11 protein-coding genes are annotated in these 13,380 nt (G+C 71.4%); 8 read left to right on the top strand and 3 right to left on the bottom strand.

What is annotated here, in order from left to right:
• Nucleotides 1-42 precede the first annotated feature (42 nt).
• Entirely contained in the window at nt 43-429 is a 387-nt protein-coding gene (locus C3489_RS00775) for a helix-turn-helix domain-containing protein (RefSeq protein WP_181139439.1), read from the bottom strand.
• An 81-nt stretch (nt 430-510) separates the two neighbouring features.
• Here C3489_RS00775 and C3489_RS00780 point away from each other — a divergent pair, with 81 nt between their 5' ends.
• Nucleotides 511-1,968 (top strand): MFS transporter, encoded by a 1,458-nt coding sequence (locus tag C3489_RS00780; protein ID WP_258054513.1) that lies wholly within the window; start codon nt 511-513, stop codon nt 1,966-1,968.
• Here the strand turns inward: C3489_RS00780 and C3489_RS00785 are convergent.
• Nucleotides 1,874-2,689, bottom strand: coding sequence for a hypothetical protein (locus tag C3489_RS00785; protein ID WP_258054514.1), 816 nt, complete (start codon nt 2,687-2,689; stop codon nt 1,874-1,876). The two genes, C3489_RS00780 and C3489_RS00785, sit on opposite strands and share 95 nt — an antisense overlap.
• A 157-nt stretch (nt 2,690-2,846) precedes the next feature.
• On the opposite strand from C3489_RS00785, the gene C3489_RS00790 reads away from it, so the two are divergent.
• The 3 genes from C3489_RS00790 to C3489_RS00800 all read left to right on the top strand — a co-directional run bounded on the left by C3489_RS00790 (nt 2,847) and on the right by C3489_RS00800 (nt 5,483).
• On the top strand, nt 2,847-3,431 hold the full coding sequence (locus C3489_RS00790; protein WP_103778678.1) for an SUKH-4 family immunity protein: 585 nt from the start codon (nt 2,847-2,849) through the stop codon (nt 3,429-3,431).
• A gap of 90 nt (nt 3,432-3,521) precedes the next feature.
• Nucleotides 3,522-3,749: a hypothetical protein gene (locus tag C3489_RS00795; protein WP_103778680.1), complete on the top strand. Its 228-nt coding sequence runs from the start codon at nt 3,522-3,524 to the stop codon at nt 3,747-3,749.
• Between the two features lie 210 nt (nt 3,750-3,959).
• Nucleotides 3,960-5,483: a PHB depolymerase family esterase gene (locus C3489_RS00800; protein ID WP_103778682.1), complete on the top strand. Its 1,524-nt coding sequence runs from the start codon at nt 3,960-3,962 to the stop codon at nt 5,481-5,483.
• Between the two features lie 61 nt (nt 5,484-5,544).
• Here C3489_RS00800 and C3489_RS00805 read toward each other — a convergent pair whose 3' ends face one another.
• Complete coding sequence (locus C3489_RS00805; protein ID WP_103778684.1) at nt 5,545-6,780, bottom strand: aminotransferase class V-fold PLP-dependent enzyme; 1,236 nt, start codon at nt 6,778-6,780, stop codon at nt 5,545-5,547.
• On the opposite strand from C3489_RS00805, the gene C3489_RS00810 reads away from it, so the two are divergent.
• From C3489_RS00810 to xdhC, 4 genes are all read left to right on the top strand, one after another.
• Nucleotides 6,779-8,200 (top strand): PLP-dependent aminotransferase family protein, encoded by a 1,422-nt coding sequence (locus tag C3489_RS00810; protein ID WP_103778686.1) that lies wholly within the window; start codon nt 6,779-6,781, stop codon nt 8,198-8,200. The genes C3489_RS00805 and C3489_RS00810 overlap by 2 nt on opposite strands.
• 426 nt (nt 8,201-8,626) lie before the next feature.
• A complete protein-coding gene (locus C3489_RS00820) occupies nt 8,627-10,102 on the top strand; it encodes a xanthine dehydrogenase small subunit (protein ID WP_103778690.1) in 1,476 nt (491 codons plus the stop codon).
• Nucleotides 10,099-12,528, top strand: coding sequence for a xanthine dehydrogenase molybdopterin binding subunit (gene xdhB / locus C3489_RS00825; RefSeq protein WP_103778692.1), 2,430 nt, complete (start codon nt 10,099-10,101; stop codon nt 12,526-12,528). Before C3489_RS00820 ends, xdhB begins: the two co-directional genes overlap by 4 nt.
• 1 nt (nt 12,529) lies before the next feature.
• A complete protein-coding gene (gene xdhC / locus C3489_RS00830) occupies nt 12,530-13,339 on the top strand; it encodes a xanthine dehydrogenase accessory protein XdhC (protein WP_181139441.1) in 810 nt (269 codons plus the stop codon).
• The last annotated feature ends 41 nt before the right edge of the window (nt 13,340-13,380 follow it).

The raw sequence follows: 13,380 nt of genomic DNA on the forward strand, positions 1-13,380 counted from the left end.
ATCCGTGGGGCCGTTGACGCTGCCCCGACGCTGCCACAGGCGTCAGGGAGCGGCTGCGGCGGCGTCGTAACTGGCGCGGGCGGCGGTGATGTCGGCCCGGTGGCGTTCTGCCCAGCCGACCAGCCCGGCGAGGCTTGCGTGCAGTTCGCGGGCCATCGGCGTGAGGCTGTACTCCACCTTGGGCGGCACGGTGGGATGGACGGTGCGGATGAGCAGACCGTCGCGTTCCAGCTTGCGCAGGTTCAAGGTGAGCATGCGCCTGCTGATGCCCGTGATGGCGCGTTCCAACTCGGTGAAGCGCACCGGACCGTGGGCCGCGGCGACCAGGATGCCGATGCTCCATTTGCCCGCGACGTGGTCGAGGACCTCGGTGAGCGGGCACGCCTCGTTGCTGACCTGGTCGGACACATCGGTGTGACTGCGTGACATGAAAGTGCCTCCTTCCGCCGCACGGCATGGTTACAGAGGATGACCGCTGTAACAAGTCGTGCACCATGGGGAGGGACCGCCATGCGGAGAACCGAATCACCAGCCCGGACATCGCGTTGGCCGGCACTGGCCGTGCTCTGTGCCGGGCAGTTGATGGTCATCCTCGACGGGACCATCGTGAACGTGGCGCTGCCGTCCATCCAGCGGGACCTCGGCTTCTCCGCATCGAGCCTGGCCTGGGTGGTCAACGCCTATCTGGTCCCCTTCGGCGGCCTGCTGCTGCTCTCCGGACGGCTCGGCGACCTCGTCGGCCGCAAGCGCGTCTTCGTCGCCGGCCTGGGCATCTTCACGACTGCCTCGCTGCTGTGCGGCGTCGCGCAGGACCCGGCGGTGCTGCTCGCCTCCCGGTTCGTCCAGGGCATCGGCGGCGCGGTGACCTCTGCCGTGACTCTCGGCATGGTCGTGACTCTGTTCCCGGAGCCGAAGGAACGGGCGAGGGCCATCGGCGTCTACAGTTTCGTCCAGTCCGCCGGTGGGTCGATGGGCCTCCTCGCCGGCGGCGCCCTGACCCAGACCATCAGCTGGCACTGGATCTTCATCGTCAACATGCCGATCGGCATCGCGGCCGCGCTGTCGGCCGGACGCGTGCTCGCCCCCGAGCCCGGTGCCGGCCTCGACAAGGGGACCGACGTCCTGGGCGCGCTCCTGGTCACCTCCGCACTGATGCTCGGGGTCTACACGATCGTCGGGACCACCGACCACGGCTGGACCTCCGCGCACACACTGAGCCTCGGCGCCACGGCACTCGTACTGCTCCTGGCATTCGTCGCCCGCCAGGCCAAGACGCCCCACCCGCTGCTGCCGCTGCGCGTGTTCCGCTCACGCAACGTCTCGGGAGCCATGGGCATACAGGCCCTCATGGTGGCCGGAATGTTCAGCTTTCAGTTCCTGTGCGTGCTCTACCTGCAGAAGGTGCTCGGCTTCGACGAGATACACACCGGCCTCGGCATCTTCCCCGTCTCGGTCGCGATCGGCGCACTGTCCCTCGGTCTCTCACCCAGGCTGATCGCACGCTTCGGCCCCCGTGCCGTGCTCCTTCCCGGGCTCGCGCTCATCGCTGCGGGTCTCGCCGCCCTCGGCCGCGTACCGGCAGGCGGACGCTACGCCGTGGACGTTCTGCCCGCGTTGCTGCCACTCGGCATCGGCTTCGGCCTCGCGATGCCTTCGCTGGCCACGCTCGCGATGTCAGCGGCCACACCCAGGGACTCGGGGATCGCCTCCGGCATGTTCAACACCATGCAGCAGATCGGCAGCGCCTTCGGCCTCGCGGTCCTCACCACGCTCGCCACCTCGCACACCAACGCGCTGCTGGGCGGCGGCGCGGGCACCGCCTCGGCACTCACGAGCGGCTATCAACTCGCCTTCCGCGTCGGCTCGGGCCTCGTCACCGCCGCTCTGCTCCTCGCCGCCACCCTGCTGCGCTCTCCCGCGAGGGTGCGACGTCCAGCGGCCGAGGAGAACCCGGTCCCGGCCGCATGAGCTCCAAGTCCTCGCCCCACGCGTCCAGTACCGCGCCGTGCCCGGCCCGCCGGGCCACCTCCTCGACCTGGGCGAAGAGACGGCGCTGCGTGGGCACGTCGCCCGTGGCCGAGATATGGCTCAGGGCGTCCAGCAGCGCCTCGCTGTCCCAGCCGGGCAGGGGGAAGCGGGCCAGCTCCCACTCCAGGTACTTGTTGTAGGGGCGGGGACGACGGTCCAGGGCGAAGAGCAGCTCCAGCAGGAACCGGATGCTGTCGGCGGCGTCGAGCCGGGCCGCGAGCGGATGTCCGTCGCGGTCGTTCTTGACCGAGCGGTAGAGGGAGTTGGCGTAGGCGTCGAGCCACTCGCCCGCATCCCGGAACGCCTCGTCGGCGTCCAGGCGGAGCTTGTCGGCCAGGATCCGGGTGATGGTCCCGTCGAGCCGGTCGAGTACGACCCGGGCCCGTGCGAGGGCGTACCGCTCGAAGCCGGGCATGCCGGCGGCGCGGAACTCGTCGAGAGAGAGGAAGACCAGGTCGAGTTCCGGGGTGCGGTGCCCCCTGAACCGGGTGAGGGCCGTGGCCGCCCCGTCGGCGAGAACGACGTACAGATCGTGGTCGGAGTAGGCGGTGGTCATCCCTTCGTGGGCCCGGGATCCCTTGAGGACCAGTCCGACGACAGCCGGGTCGGCCGCGGCGAGGCGGACGAACGCGTCGTAGGAGATGTGCTCCTGATCTGTCATCGACACTTCGCCAATCCCTGCTGTCCGCAGGCCAGTTGACCCTCGATCGGCCAAGGGTACGCCGATCGTCTCTCGGTACCGCGCCACGTCCCGGGTGATCATGCGATTGACTGGGGCCGGCACCTCACCGAGTGACATGAACCATGGAGGCCAGGCAGTGAAGCAGAACGACACTCCGCTGATACCGACCGCGGAGTGGCTGGAGGAACGGCTGGGCGCGGGCTCGCTCTGGCGGCCGAACGGGGCGGACCTGCCGCCCGAGTTGACCGACGAGCGATCGAGGGAGTTCCTGCTCAACGTCGGCTTTCCCGCCGTCGACCTCGACGCGGTGGGAATCGACACCAGGCATCTGAGGGGCGAGGACGCGCTGGATCCGTTCGACGCCGACGAGATCTACGGACGCCGCTACCCCGACGACCACTCGCCGCCCGAGAACTTCTGCTTCACCGTGGCCCTGTGGGGCGACCAGCACCTGATGCTGGAGGCGGCGGACGGCGGCATCACCCACTACGACCCCAACGGCTGGGACCACGCGGACGGATGGCAGGGACCCGCCGCCGACTCCCTGCCCAGCCTCGCCGTGCTCCTCGCGCTGATCGCCGAGTCGAGCGACGGCCTGGCCGCGGAGGACGACGCCGTACGCGCGGCCGCCGTCGCCGAGGTGCGTGAGCGCCTGATCGGGCACGACTTGTTCGTGGACGATTCCGGGTTCTGGGACGGGGTCTTCGAGTACCTGGAGTGAGAACCGACCCGGCCGGCCCGAGCGGGTCGAGGAGCGGCGCCGTGGGGTAGGACTGAGGGAGAAGGGTACGGCGGACACGGGGGTCCACCAATGAAACGTCTCGTCGGTGCCGCGAAGGCGGTTGGGCGTTACCTGCTTCCTGTCCTCATCGGGGCGCTGTTCGTGCTGGGTGCGCTGGGCGCCGCCAAGGTCATCGACCTGCCCGATGGCAAGGGCTCGGACGGGCCGGCCGACTTCGACGATCCGTTCTGGCCGCCCCTGCCGACTCCGCCCCCACCGCCCCCGGTCAACCACAACCCGATGGTGCCGGGGTTCTAGAAAGGGCGGATGTCCCAAGGGGGCAACAGTCCGGTTAGCAGACGCTTTCGGGCGGTGCAACCCGTCCGGGGGCACGTCGTGGCGCGCGGAGTGTGGGGCGCCGCGCCATACCGTTGCCTGTTGAACCACCCCTACGGTGCCCGGCACGGATCGCTCCCGCCGCTTGCCGGGGAGCGAACCGGTGTCCCCCCAAGACGCCGAGGAGCCGCCATGCAGCCACCACCGTTCCCGCCGGCCGCCACCCACCCCGCTTCCGCACCGCGGGCGAACCATGCCCCGCCGCGGTCGACGTGGCGCGGGGCCCTGTCCCGTCTCGTGGCCGTCGTGGCCCTCGTCCTCGGGGCAGCGCTGCTCGGCCCGGTGCCGGCCGCGCGCGCCGCTGTCACCCTGACCAAGGTCACCGACTTCGGGGCCAACCCGGGGCAGTTGAACATGTACGTCTACCGGCCGGCCTCCCTGACCGCGCAGCCGGCCGTGGTGTTCGCGCTGCACGGCTGCACCCAGAACGCCCAGGCCTACGCCGACCACTCCGGCCTGCCCCGGTTCGCCGACCAGTACGGCTTCCTGCTGGTGTTCGCCGAGACCACCTCGTCCAACAACGCGAACAGCTGCTTCAACTGGTTCCAGAGCGGCGACAACCGCAGAGGCCAGGGCGAGGCCGCCTCGATCCGGCAGATGGCCGCGCACGCCGTCTCCGCCTACGGCGCGGACGCCCGGCGCACCTACATCACAGGACTGTCGGCCGGCGGCGCCATGACCTCGGTGATGCTCGCCGCCTACCCGGACGTCTTCCAGGCCGGCGCGGTCGTCGCCGGCCTGCCCTACGGCTGCGCCACCGACGTCGGCAGCGCGTACACGTGCATGAACCCCGGCACCGACCTGACGCCGGCTCAGTGGGCGCAGAAGGTCCACGACGCCTACCCCTCCTGGCCGGGTCCGTGGCCGCGGGTGGCCGTCTGGCACGGCGACAAGGACACCACCGTCACACCGCGCAACGCCGACGAACTGCGTGACCAGTGGACCGCCGTGCACGGTCTGTCCCAGACGCCGAGCCGCACCTCGGTGATCGGCCCCGACTCCACCCGGCACGAGGAGTACCTGGCGGCGGACGGCTCGGTGGCCGTCGAGGTGAACCGGGTCCCCGGCATCGCGCACGGCACCCCGGTCGACCCGGGGACCGGGCCGCAGCAGTGCGGCAGCACCGGCGCCGCCTACTTCCTGGACTCCATCTGCTCCAGCTACTGGATCACCCAGTTCTTCGGCCTGAGCGGATCCGCCTCCCAGCCCGGCTCGCTGCCCGCTCCGACCGGGCTGACCGCGACGGGCGCCACCGACACCACGATCAGCATGGGCTGGAACCCCGTCGAGGGTGCCACCGGCTACGCCGTCTACCGCGACGGCGCCCGGATCGCCACGCCGACGGCGACCTCGTACACCGACACCGGCCTGTCCGCCGGCACCTCGCACACGTACGCGGTCGCCGCCCGGGACGCCGACGGCACGGCGGGAGCGCTGTCGGCCGCGCTCACCGCGCGCACCACCGGCGCCACCGCCTCCTGCTGGACCGCGAGCAACTACGCCCATGTCCAGGCCGGCCGTGCCACCACCAGCGGCGGTTACGCCTACGCCAAGGGCTCGGGCCAGAACATGGGCCTGTACAACACCTTCGTCACGACGACCCTGAAGGAATCACCGGCCGGCTACTTCACCGTCGCGAACGGCGCATGCCCCTGACCCGGACCTGCGCACCACCGGGTGCCGGCCACCGTCGGCGCACGCGCGCCGGCGTGGGCCGTCATCGGCTGCGCCCCGCGAGTTCGGCGACGCTCTCGGCGACCGCGTCCACCTCGTCCTCGGTGTTGTAGTAGTGCGGTGACAGGCGCAGGCACCAGTCGACGTCCTTGTCGCCGAAGTCGAACTGCGCGAACTCGCGGAAGCTCAGCGCCGAGTTGACGCCGCGCTCGTCCAGCGCCGCCTTGAACGGCTGCGGCTGCGGGCCCTCGACGGCGAAGGTCACCAGCGCCGCGGGGGCCGGGCCGCGGTCGAGCAGGCGCACACCGGGCACGTCGGCCAGCCGCTCGCGCAGCCGCGCGGCCAGCGCCGGGGTGCGCCGTGCGACGGGGGCGAGGCCGACCCGCAGGGCGTAGCGGATCGCCGCGGCGGAGCCGAGGACGGTCGCGTACGGGAACTCCCACTCCTCGAACCGGGCCGCGGTCTCGACGGGCCGGTAGGCGCCGGGTTCGGTCCAGCGCGCGCCGTGCATGTCGATGAACAGCGGCTCGTACCCGGCCCGCAGGACGCGGTCGGAGACGTACAGGAATCCCGAACCACGCGGTCCGCGCAGGAACTTGCGGCAGGTCGCGGTGAGCAGGTCACAGCCGATGGCGTCGACGTCGATCTCGAACTGGCCGACCGACTGGCAGGCGTCGACCAGGTACAGCAGGTCCAGCTCCCGGCAGTGCCGGCCGATCTCGGCCACGGGCTGGACCAGGCCGGAGTTGGTGGGCACGTGGGTGGCGGCGACCAGGCGCGGGCGGTGGGCGCGCATCAGCGCGGCCATGGCCTCCACGTCGACGCCGCTGCCGTCCGGGTGGTCGGGGGCGTGCACGATCTCGACGCCGTGCCGCCTGCGCAGTGCGAGGAAGGCGATCTGGTTGGAGATGAAGTCGTTGCGGGTGGTCAGGACGGTGTCGCCCGGGCGGAAATCGATCGCGGAGAGCGCCTTGGTGTAGGCGTGGGTGGCGCTCGCGGCGAAGGCGATGTTGCGGGGCCGGGCGTTGATCAGTTCGGCGGTCGCCGCGTGGAAGTCGGCGATCTCGTCGGCCCGTGCGGCGGCGGCCTCGTAGCCGCCCACGGTGGCCTCCAGCTGCAGGTGGTCGAGCACGGCCTGCAGCACGGGACGGGCCATGAGCCCACAGCCGGCGTTGTTGAAGTGGATGACCTTCTCGCAGCCGGGGGTGTCGGCCCGCAGGGCGGCGAGGTCGAGAAGCGGTTCCTGCGTCGGGAGAGAAGCGCTACCATGATTCTTCATGTCTGACAGTAGCAGTACTGAGACCCTGCTGGCGATCCTCCGTCAGGAGCTCGCCCGGCTCGCCCCCGGCGACCGGCTGCCCAGCAGCCGGGAACTGATCGCCCGGCACAGCGTCGGACCGGTCACCGTCTCGCGTGCCATCGCCCAGCTGGCGGCCGAGGGCGCCGTGGTCGTACGGCCCGGCAACGGCACCTTCGTCGCACCCCGTCAGGCTCGCGGCGCGAACGCCCAGGGCGACACGTCCTGGCAGGCCATCGCCCTGGCGGGACGCGACCGTGCCGTCGCCGACCCCGGTGAGCCGGACGGCCCGCCGGGACCGCTGCCGCCGGGCACCGTCACCCTCTCCGGCGGCTACCTGCACGAAGCCCTCCAGCCCGGCAGGGCGCTCGGCGCCGCACTCGCCCGGGCCGCCCGCCGCCCGGACGCCTGGCACCGCGCACCGGCCGCCGGCCTCGCACCACTGCGCGCGCTGTTCGCACGCCAGGCCGGAAGCGCCGTCAGCCCCGACGACGTGCTCATCACGGGCGGTGGCCAAGGCGCCCTGTCCATGCTGTTCCGGGCCGTCGCCGCCCCCGGCAGCCCGCTGCTCGTCGAGTCGCCCACCTACCCCGGCGCGCTCGCCGCCGCCCGGGCCGCCGGACTGCGTCCGGTGCCCGTCCCGATGGACGAGGACGGGGTGCGCCCTGACCTGCTCGCCGAGGCGTTCGCCATGACCGGGTCCCGGCTCTTCTACTGCCAGCCGACCTTCCACAACCCCACCGGCGCCGTCCTCGCCGCCGAACGCCGCCGCCAGGTCGTCGACGTGGCCCGCGCCGCCGGGGCGTTCCTGATCGAGGACGACTTCGCCCGTCACCTCGGCCACGGCCGCCCCGTGCCGGGACCCCTCGTGGCGGACGACCGCGACGGCACGGTGGTCCACCTCACCTCACTGACCAAGCCCGCCTCGCCCAGCCTGCGGATCGGCGCCGTGATCGCCCGCGGCCCGGTGATGCGCCGCCTGCTCGGGATGCGCAGGGTGGACGACTTCTTCATCGCCCGCCCGCTGCAGGAGGCCGCCGTCGAACTGCTCTCCACCCCGGCCTGGGACCGCCACCTGCGGACCCTCGGCACCGCCCTGCGCGAACGCTGCGCCGTGCTGGCCGACGCCCTCGCCCACGAGCTGCCCGACGCGACGCTCACCCGCCTTCCCGCCGGGGGCTTCCACCTGTGGCTGCGGCTGCCGCCGGCCCTCACGGACGCCACCCTCGGCGACGCGGCCCGCACCCACGGCGTGACCGCCGACGCCGGCCGCCACTACTTCCCGGCCGAACCGCCGACCACCCACCTGCGCCTGAACTTCGCCGCCACCGCGGACCCCGCCGACCTGCGCGAAGCGGCCCGCCGCCTGGCCGCGGCCGCCCACTCCCTGGCCGCCGGCTGACCTGCCGCCGGCCAGGACATCGTGCGTTCAACCATCTGGCGGCGGCGCCCTGTGTCAAAACCGACCAACTCTCGGGTAGCCGCAGGTCGCGCTCTTGACCACTGTGGTCCCGGCCACTACCTTGCGATAACAGACCCGTGACTGCCGAAAGGAGGCGACCAGCAGATGTACACCAGCTCTGATCTGGGTCGCCTCGCCCACGCCACCGCCTGGGTTCCGGGTCGAATCGCGCACGGCTGCTGAAAACGCCGTTCTGATGTGCCCGCCTCGGCACATTTTGGGTTTCCTTTCATGACCTCCCGGCACGTCGCTTTTGCGTGCCATTTGGCGCCCGCTTTCTCACGGGGCGCGTCTGAACACAGAAAGCTGCCTGAAATTGGCGAACATGATGAATCGACCCATCACGCACAGAAATGAAGGCCCGGCATGGTAGCGGCGCGGATCACAGTCAACGGGAACGAAACGCCGATCTCTCCCGCTGCTCCCCACACCACGGTTCTGGATTTCCTGCGCGAGCGTGGCCTCACCGGTACCAAGGAGGGCTGCGCCGAGGGTGAGTGCGGTGCCTGTTCGGTCCTGGTGGCCCGTCCCGGAGTGAACAAGCCCACCGACTGGGTGGCGGTCAACGCCTGTCTGGTCCCGGTCGCGGCACTCGACGGTCAGGAGATCGTCACCTCCGAAGGCCTCGCCATCCCCGGCGAGGACGGCACGCCGCCCACCCTGCACCCGGTGCAGGAGGAGATGGCGGTCCGTGGCGGTTCCCAGTGCGGTTACTGCACCCCGGGATTCATCTGCAGCATGGCCGCCGAGTACTACCGGCCCGACCGCTGCGCCCACGCCCACTCCGAGGCGGACCCGGCCGAGAGCGCCGACTCCGAGCACGGTCCGAACGGCTTCGACCTGCACTCGCTGAGCGGCAACCTGTGCCGCTGCACCGGTTACCGCCCGATCCGCGACGCCGCGTTCGCCGTCGGGGAACCCGCCGAGGACGACCCGCTGGCGCAGCGCCGCGAGCAGTCCCCGCCCGAGCCGGTCGCCACCGAGTACGCCCAGGACGACAGCGTGTTCCTGCGGCCGGGCACCCTGGCCGAGACGCTGGAGCTGCTGCGCGCCCGGCCCGACGCCGTCGTGGTCGCCGGCAGCACCGACTGGGGCGTCGAGGTCAACATCCGCTCCCGCCGGGCCGATTGCGTCGTCGCCATCGACCGCCTGCCCGAACTGCGGGACCTGCGCTTCGAGTCCGACCACATCGAGATCGGCGCGGCCCAGACGCTCACCGAGATCGAGCGCCGCCTCGACGGCAGCGTCCCGCTGCTGGCGGAGCTGTTCCCGCAGTTCGCCTCCCGGCTCATCCGCAACAGCGCGACCCTCGGCGGCAACCTGGGTACCGGCTCCCCGATCGGCGACAGCCCGCCCGTGCTGCTCGCGCTGGAGGCGTCGGTGGTGCTCGCCGACGCCGACGGTGAGCGGGTCGTCCCGCTGGCCGAGTACTTCACCGGCTACCGCCAGAGCGTGCGCCGTCCCGGCGAGCTGATCCGCGCCGTGCGCATCCCGCTGCCGCTGTCGCCCGTCACGGCCTTCCACAAGATCGCCAAGCGCCGTTTCGACGACATCTCCAGTGTGGCGGTCGCCTTCGCCCTCGACATCGAGGACGGCGTCGTCCGCAAGGCCCGCATCGGCCTGGGCGGCGTGGCCGCCACCCCGATCCGCGCCCTGGCCACCGAGGCGGCCCTGGAGGGCAAGCCGTGGGTGACGGACACCGTGGAGGCCGCGGCGAAGGTGCTGCGGGGCGAGGGCACGCCGATGGACGACCATCGCGCCAGCTCCCTCTACCGTTCCGCGATGCTCGGCCAGAGCCTGCTGAAGCTGCACGCACAGACCACCGAGGCGGTGTCGTCATGAGCCATCTGTCCGAGCGTCCCGAAAAGCCCGTCGTCGGCGTTTCGATGCCGCACGAGAGCGCCAGCCTGCACGTCACCGGCGCCGCGCTCTACACCGACGACCTGATCCACCGCACCAAGGACGTGCTGCACGCCTACCCGGTCCAGGTCATGAAGGCCCACGGCCGGATCACCGCGCTGCGCACCGAGCCCGCGCTTGCCGTGCCCGGTGTGGTGCGCGTCCTGACCAAGGACGACGTGCCCGGCGTCAACGACGCCGGCATGAAGCACGACGAGCCGCTGTTCCCCGACGAGGTCATGTTCTACGGCCACGCCGTCGCCTGGGTGCTCGGCGAGACGCTGGAGGCGGCCCGGCTCGGTGCGGCGGCCGTCGAGGTGGAACTCGAAGAACTGCCCGCCCTGATCACGCTGCAGGACGCCATGGCGGCCGAGAGCTACCACGGTGCGCAGCCGCTGATGGTGGCCGGCGACGTCGACGCGGGCTTCGCCGACTCCGCGCACGTGTTCACCGGAGAGTTCCAGTTCTCCGGCCAGGAGCACTTCTACCTGGAGACGCACGCGGCGCTGGCCCAGATCGACGAGAACGGCCAGGTGTTCATCCAGAGCAGCACCCAGCACCCCTCGGAGACCCAGGAGATCGTCTCCCACGTGCTCGGCGTGCCCGCCCACGAGGTGACCGTGCAGTGCCTGCGGATGGGTGGCGGCTTCGGCGGCAAGGAGATGCAGCCGCACGGATTCGCCGCCGTCGCCGCGCTCGGCGCCAAGCTGACCGGCCGGCCCGTCCGCTTCCGGCTCAACCGGACGCAGGACCTGACCATGTCCGGCAAGCGGCACGGCTTCCACGCCACCTGGAAGATCGGCTTCGACGCCGACGGCCGTATCCAGGCCCTGGACGCCACGCTGACCGCGGACGGCGGCTGGAGCCTGGACCTGTCCGAGCCGGTGCTGGCCCGGGCGCTGTGCCACATCGACAACACGTACTGGATCCCCAACGCGCGCGTCGCCGGCCGCATCGCCAAGACCAACACGGTCTCCAACACCGCCTTCCGCGGCTTCGGCGGACCGCAGGGCATGCTGGTGATCGAGGACATCCTCGGCCGCTGCGCGCCGCAGCTCGGCCTGGACCCCATGGAGCTGCGCGAGCGCAACTTCTACCAGCCGGGCCAGGGCCAGACCACGCCGTACGGACAGCCGGTCACCCAGGCCGAGCGGATCACCACCGTCTGGCGGCAGGTGCAGGAGCAGGCCGGCATCGCCGACCGCAAGCGTGAGATCGCCGCCTTCAACGCCGCGCACCCGCACACCAAGCGGGCCCTCGCGATCACTGGCATCAAGTTCGGCATCTCGTTCAACCTCACCGCCTTCAACCAGGGCGGCGCGCTGGTGCTGATCTACAAGGACGGCTCCGTCCTGATCAACCACGGCGGCACCGAGATGGGCCAGGGCCTGCACACCAAGATGATGCAGGTGGCCGCTACCACGCTGGGCATCCCGCTGCACAAGGTCCGCCTCGCCCCGACGCGGACCGACAAGGTGCCCAACACCTCAGCCACCGCCGCCAGTTCCGGGGCGGACCTCAACGGCGGTGCGATCAAGAACGCCTGTGAGCAGCTGCGCGAGCGGCTGCTGCAGGTGGCCGCCACCCAGCTCGGCGCCAACGCCTCGGACGTGCGCATCGTCGACGGCGTCGCGCGCGCCCTCGGCAGCGACAAGGAGCTGGCCTGGGACGACCTGGTGCACACCGCGTACTTCCAGCGGGTCCAGCTGTCGGCGGCCGGGTACTACCGGACCGAGGGGCTGCACTGGGACGCCAAGACGTTCCGGGGCTCGCCGTTCAAGTACTTCGCGAACGGCGCCGCCGCGACCGAGGTGGAGGTCGACGGGTTCACCGGCGCGTACCGCATCCGGCGTGTGGACATCGTGCACGACGTCGGCGACAGTCTCTCCCCGATGATCGACATCGGTCAGGTCGAGGGCGGGTTCGTGCAGGGCGCGGGCTGGCTGACGCTGGAGGACCTGCGCTGGGACACCAGCGACGGCCCGAACCGCGGCCGGCTGCTGACCCAGGCGGCGAGCACCTACAAGCTGCCGAGCTTCTCGGAGATGCCCGAGGAGTTCAACGTCACGCTGCTGGAGAACGCCACCGAAGAGGGCGCCGTGTACGGCTCCAAGGCGGTCGGCGAGCCTCCGCTGATGCTGGCGTTCTCGGTGCGTGAGGCGCTGCGGCAGGCCGCCGCCGCGTTCGGGCCGAGCGGGGTCAGCGTCGAGCTGCCCTCGCCGGCGACGCCGGAGGCCGTGTACTGGGCGATCCAGGCGGCTCGCGAGGCGCAGGCCCCCGTCGACGGTCAGGTCCGCAACGGGACCGCCGTCAACGGCCACGCCGACGGCAGGGTCCGCACCGACGCTGAAGCGCTGAGCGGTGCCTGACATGACGTGGGTCGCCGCGGTCGCACGGTTGCGAGCACGCCGGGAGCCCGGCGTGCTGGTGACCGTCGCGACCGTGCGCGGCCACGCCCCGCGCGACGCCGGTGCCAAGCTCGTCGTGGGGCAGAGCGAGACATGGGGCTCGATCGGCGGTGGCAATGTCGAGGCCGTCGCGATCGACCGGGCCCGGGAGATGATCGCCGCGTCCAAGCCGGAGCCGGAGCTGATCGATTTCGCCCTGAACGACAAGGTGACCAACCAGCACGGAGTGCAGTGCTGCGGCGGCACGGTCCAGGTGCTGCTCGAACCGCTTCCGGTGGTACGGGCGGTGGCGATCTTCGGTGTCGGCCACGTCGGGCTGGAACTGGCGCGCATCCTGGCACGTCAGGATCTCGACCTGCATCTGATCGACACTCGCTCCGACGTCCTCGCCAAGGAGCGGCTCGACGTGCTGGCGGACGCGGTGGCGCAGGTGCACGTGCATCACACGCCGCTGCTGCCCGAGGAGGTCCTGGAGGACCTGCCGCGCGGCACCCACATCCTGATCATGACCCATGATCACGCCGAGGACGCCGCCCTGTGCGACGCCGCTCTGCGTACGACCCATCTCGGCTCCATCGGGCTGATCGGGTCGTCGGCCAAGTGGGTGCGGTTCCGCAAGCGCCTCGCCACCGAGGGCGGGCACGACGAGGCCACGATCGACCGGATCAAGACCCCGATCGGGCTGCCCGACATCACCGGCAAGGAACCGGCGACCATCGCCGTGAGCGTCGCCGCGGATCTGCTGCGCACCTTCGAGACCGAGGGGGACTGACCCTCTCCACCGGAAAACGGCAGGGGTGCCCCGCGCACGTG

The organism is Streptomyces sp. Ru71, from assembly GCF_002920535.1.
Classification (GTDB): Bacteria; Actinomycetota; Actinomycetes; order Streptomycetales; family Streptomycetaceae; genus Streptomyces.

Coding starts and splice junctions, on each gene's coding strand:
- C3489_RS00775 (WP_181139439.1), bottom strand. CDS start 429: ATGTCACGCAGTCACACCGATGTGTCCGACCAGGTCAGCAACGAGGCG.
- C3489_RS00780 (WP_258054513.1), top strand. CDS start 511: ATGCGGAGAACCGAATCACCAGCCCGGACATCGCGTTGGCCGGCACTG.
- C3489_RS00810 (WP_103778686.1), top strand. CDS start 6,779: ATGTCTGACAGTAGCAGTACTGAGACCCTGCTGGCGATCCTCCGTCAG.
- xdhB (WP_103778692.1), top strand. CDS start 10,099: ATGAGCCATCTGTCCGAGCGTCCCGAAAAGCCCGTCGTCGGCGTTTCG.
- C3489_RS00785 (WP_258054514.1), bottom strand. CDS start 2,689: ATGACAGATCAGGAGCACATCTCCTACGACGCGTTCGTCCGCCTCGCC.
- C3489_RS00820 (WP_103778690.1), top strand. CDS start 8,627: ATGGTAGCGGCGCGGATCACAGTCAACGGGAACGAAACGCCGATCTCT.
- C3489_RS00805 (WP_103778684.1), bottom strand. CDS start 6,780: ATGAAGAATCATGGTAGCGCTTCTCTCCCGACGCAGGAACCGCTTCTC.
- C3489_RS00800 (WP_103778682.1), top strand. CDS start 3,960: ATGCAGCCACCACCGTTCCCGCCGGCCGCCACCCACCCCGCTTCCGCA.
- C3489_RS00795 (WP_103778680.1), top strand. CDS start 3,522: ATGAAACGTCTCGTCGGTGCCGCGAAGGCGGTTGGGCGTTACCTGCTT.
- xdhC (WP_181139441.1), top strand. CDS start 12,530: ATGACGTGGGTCGCCGCGGTCGCACGGTTGCGAGCACGCCGGGAGCCC.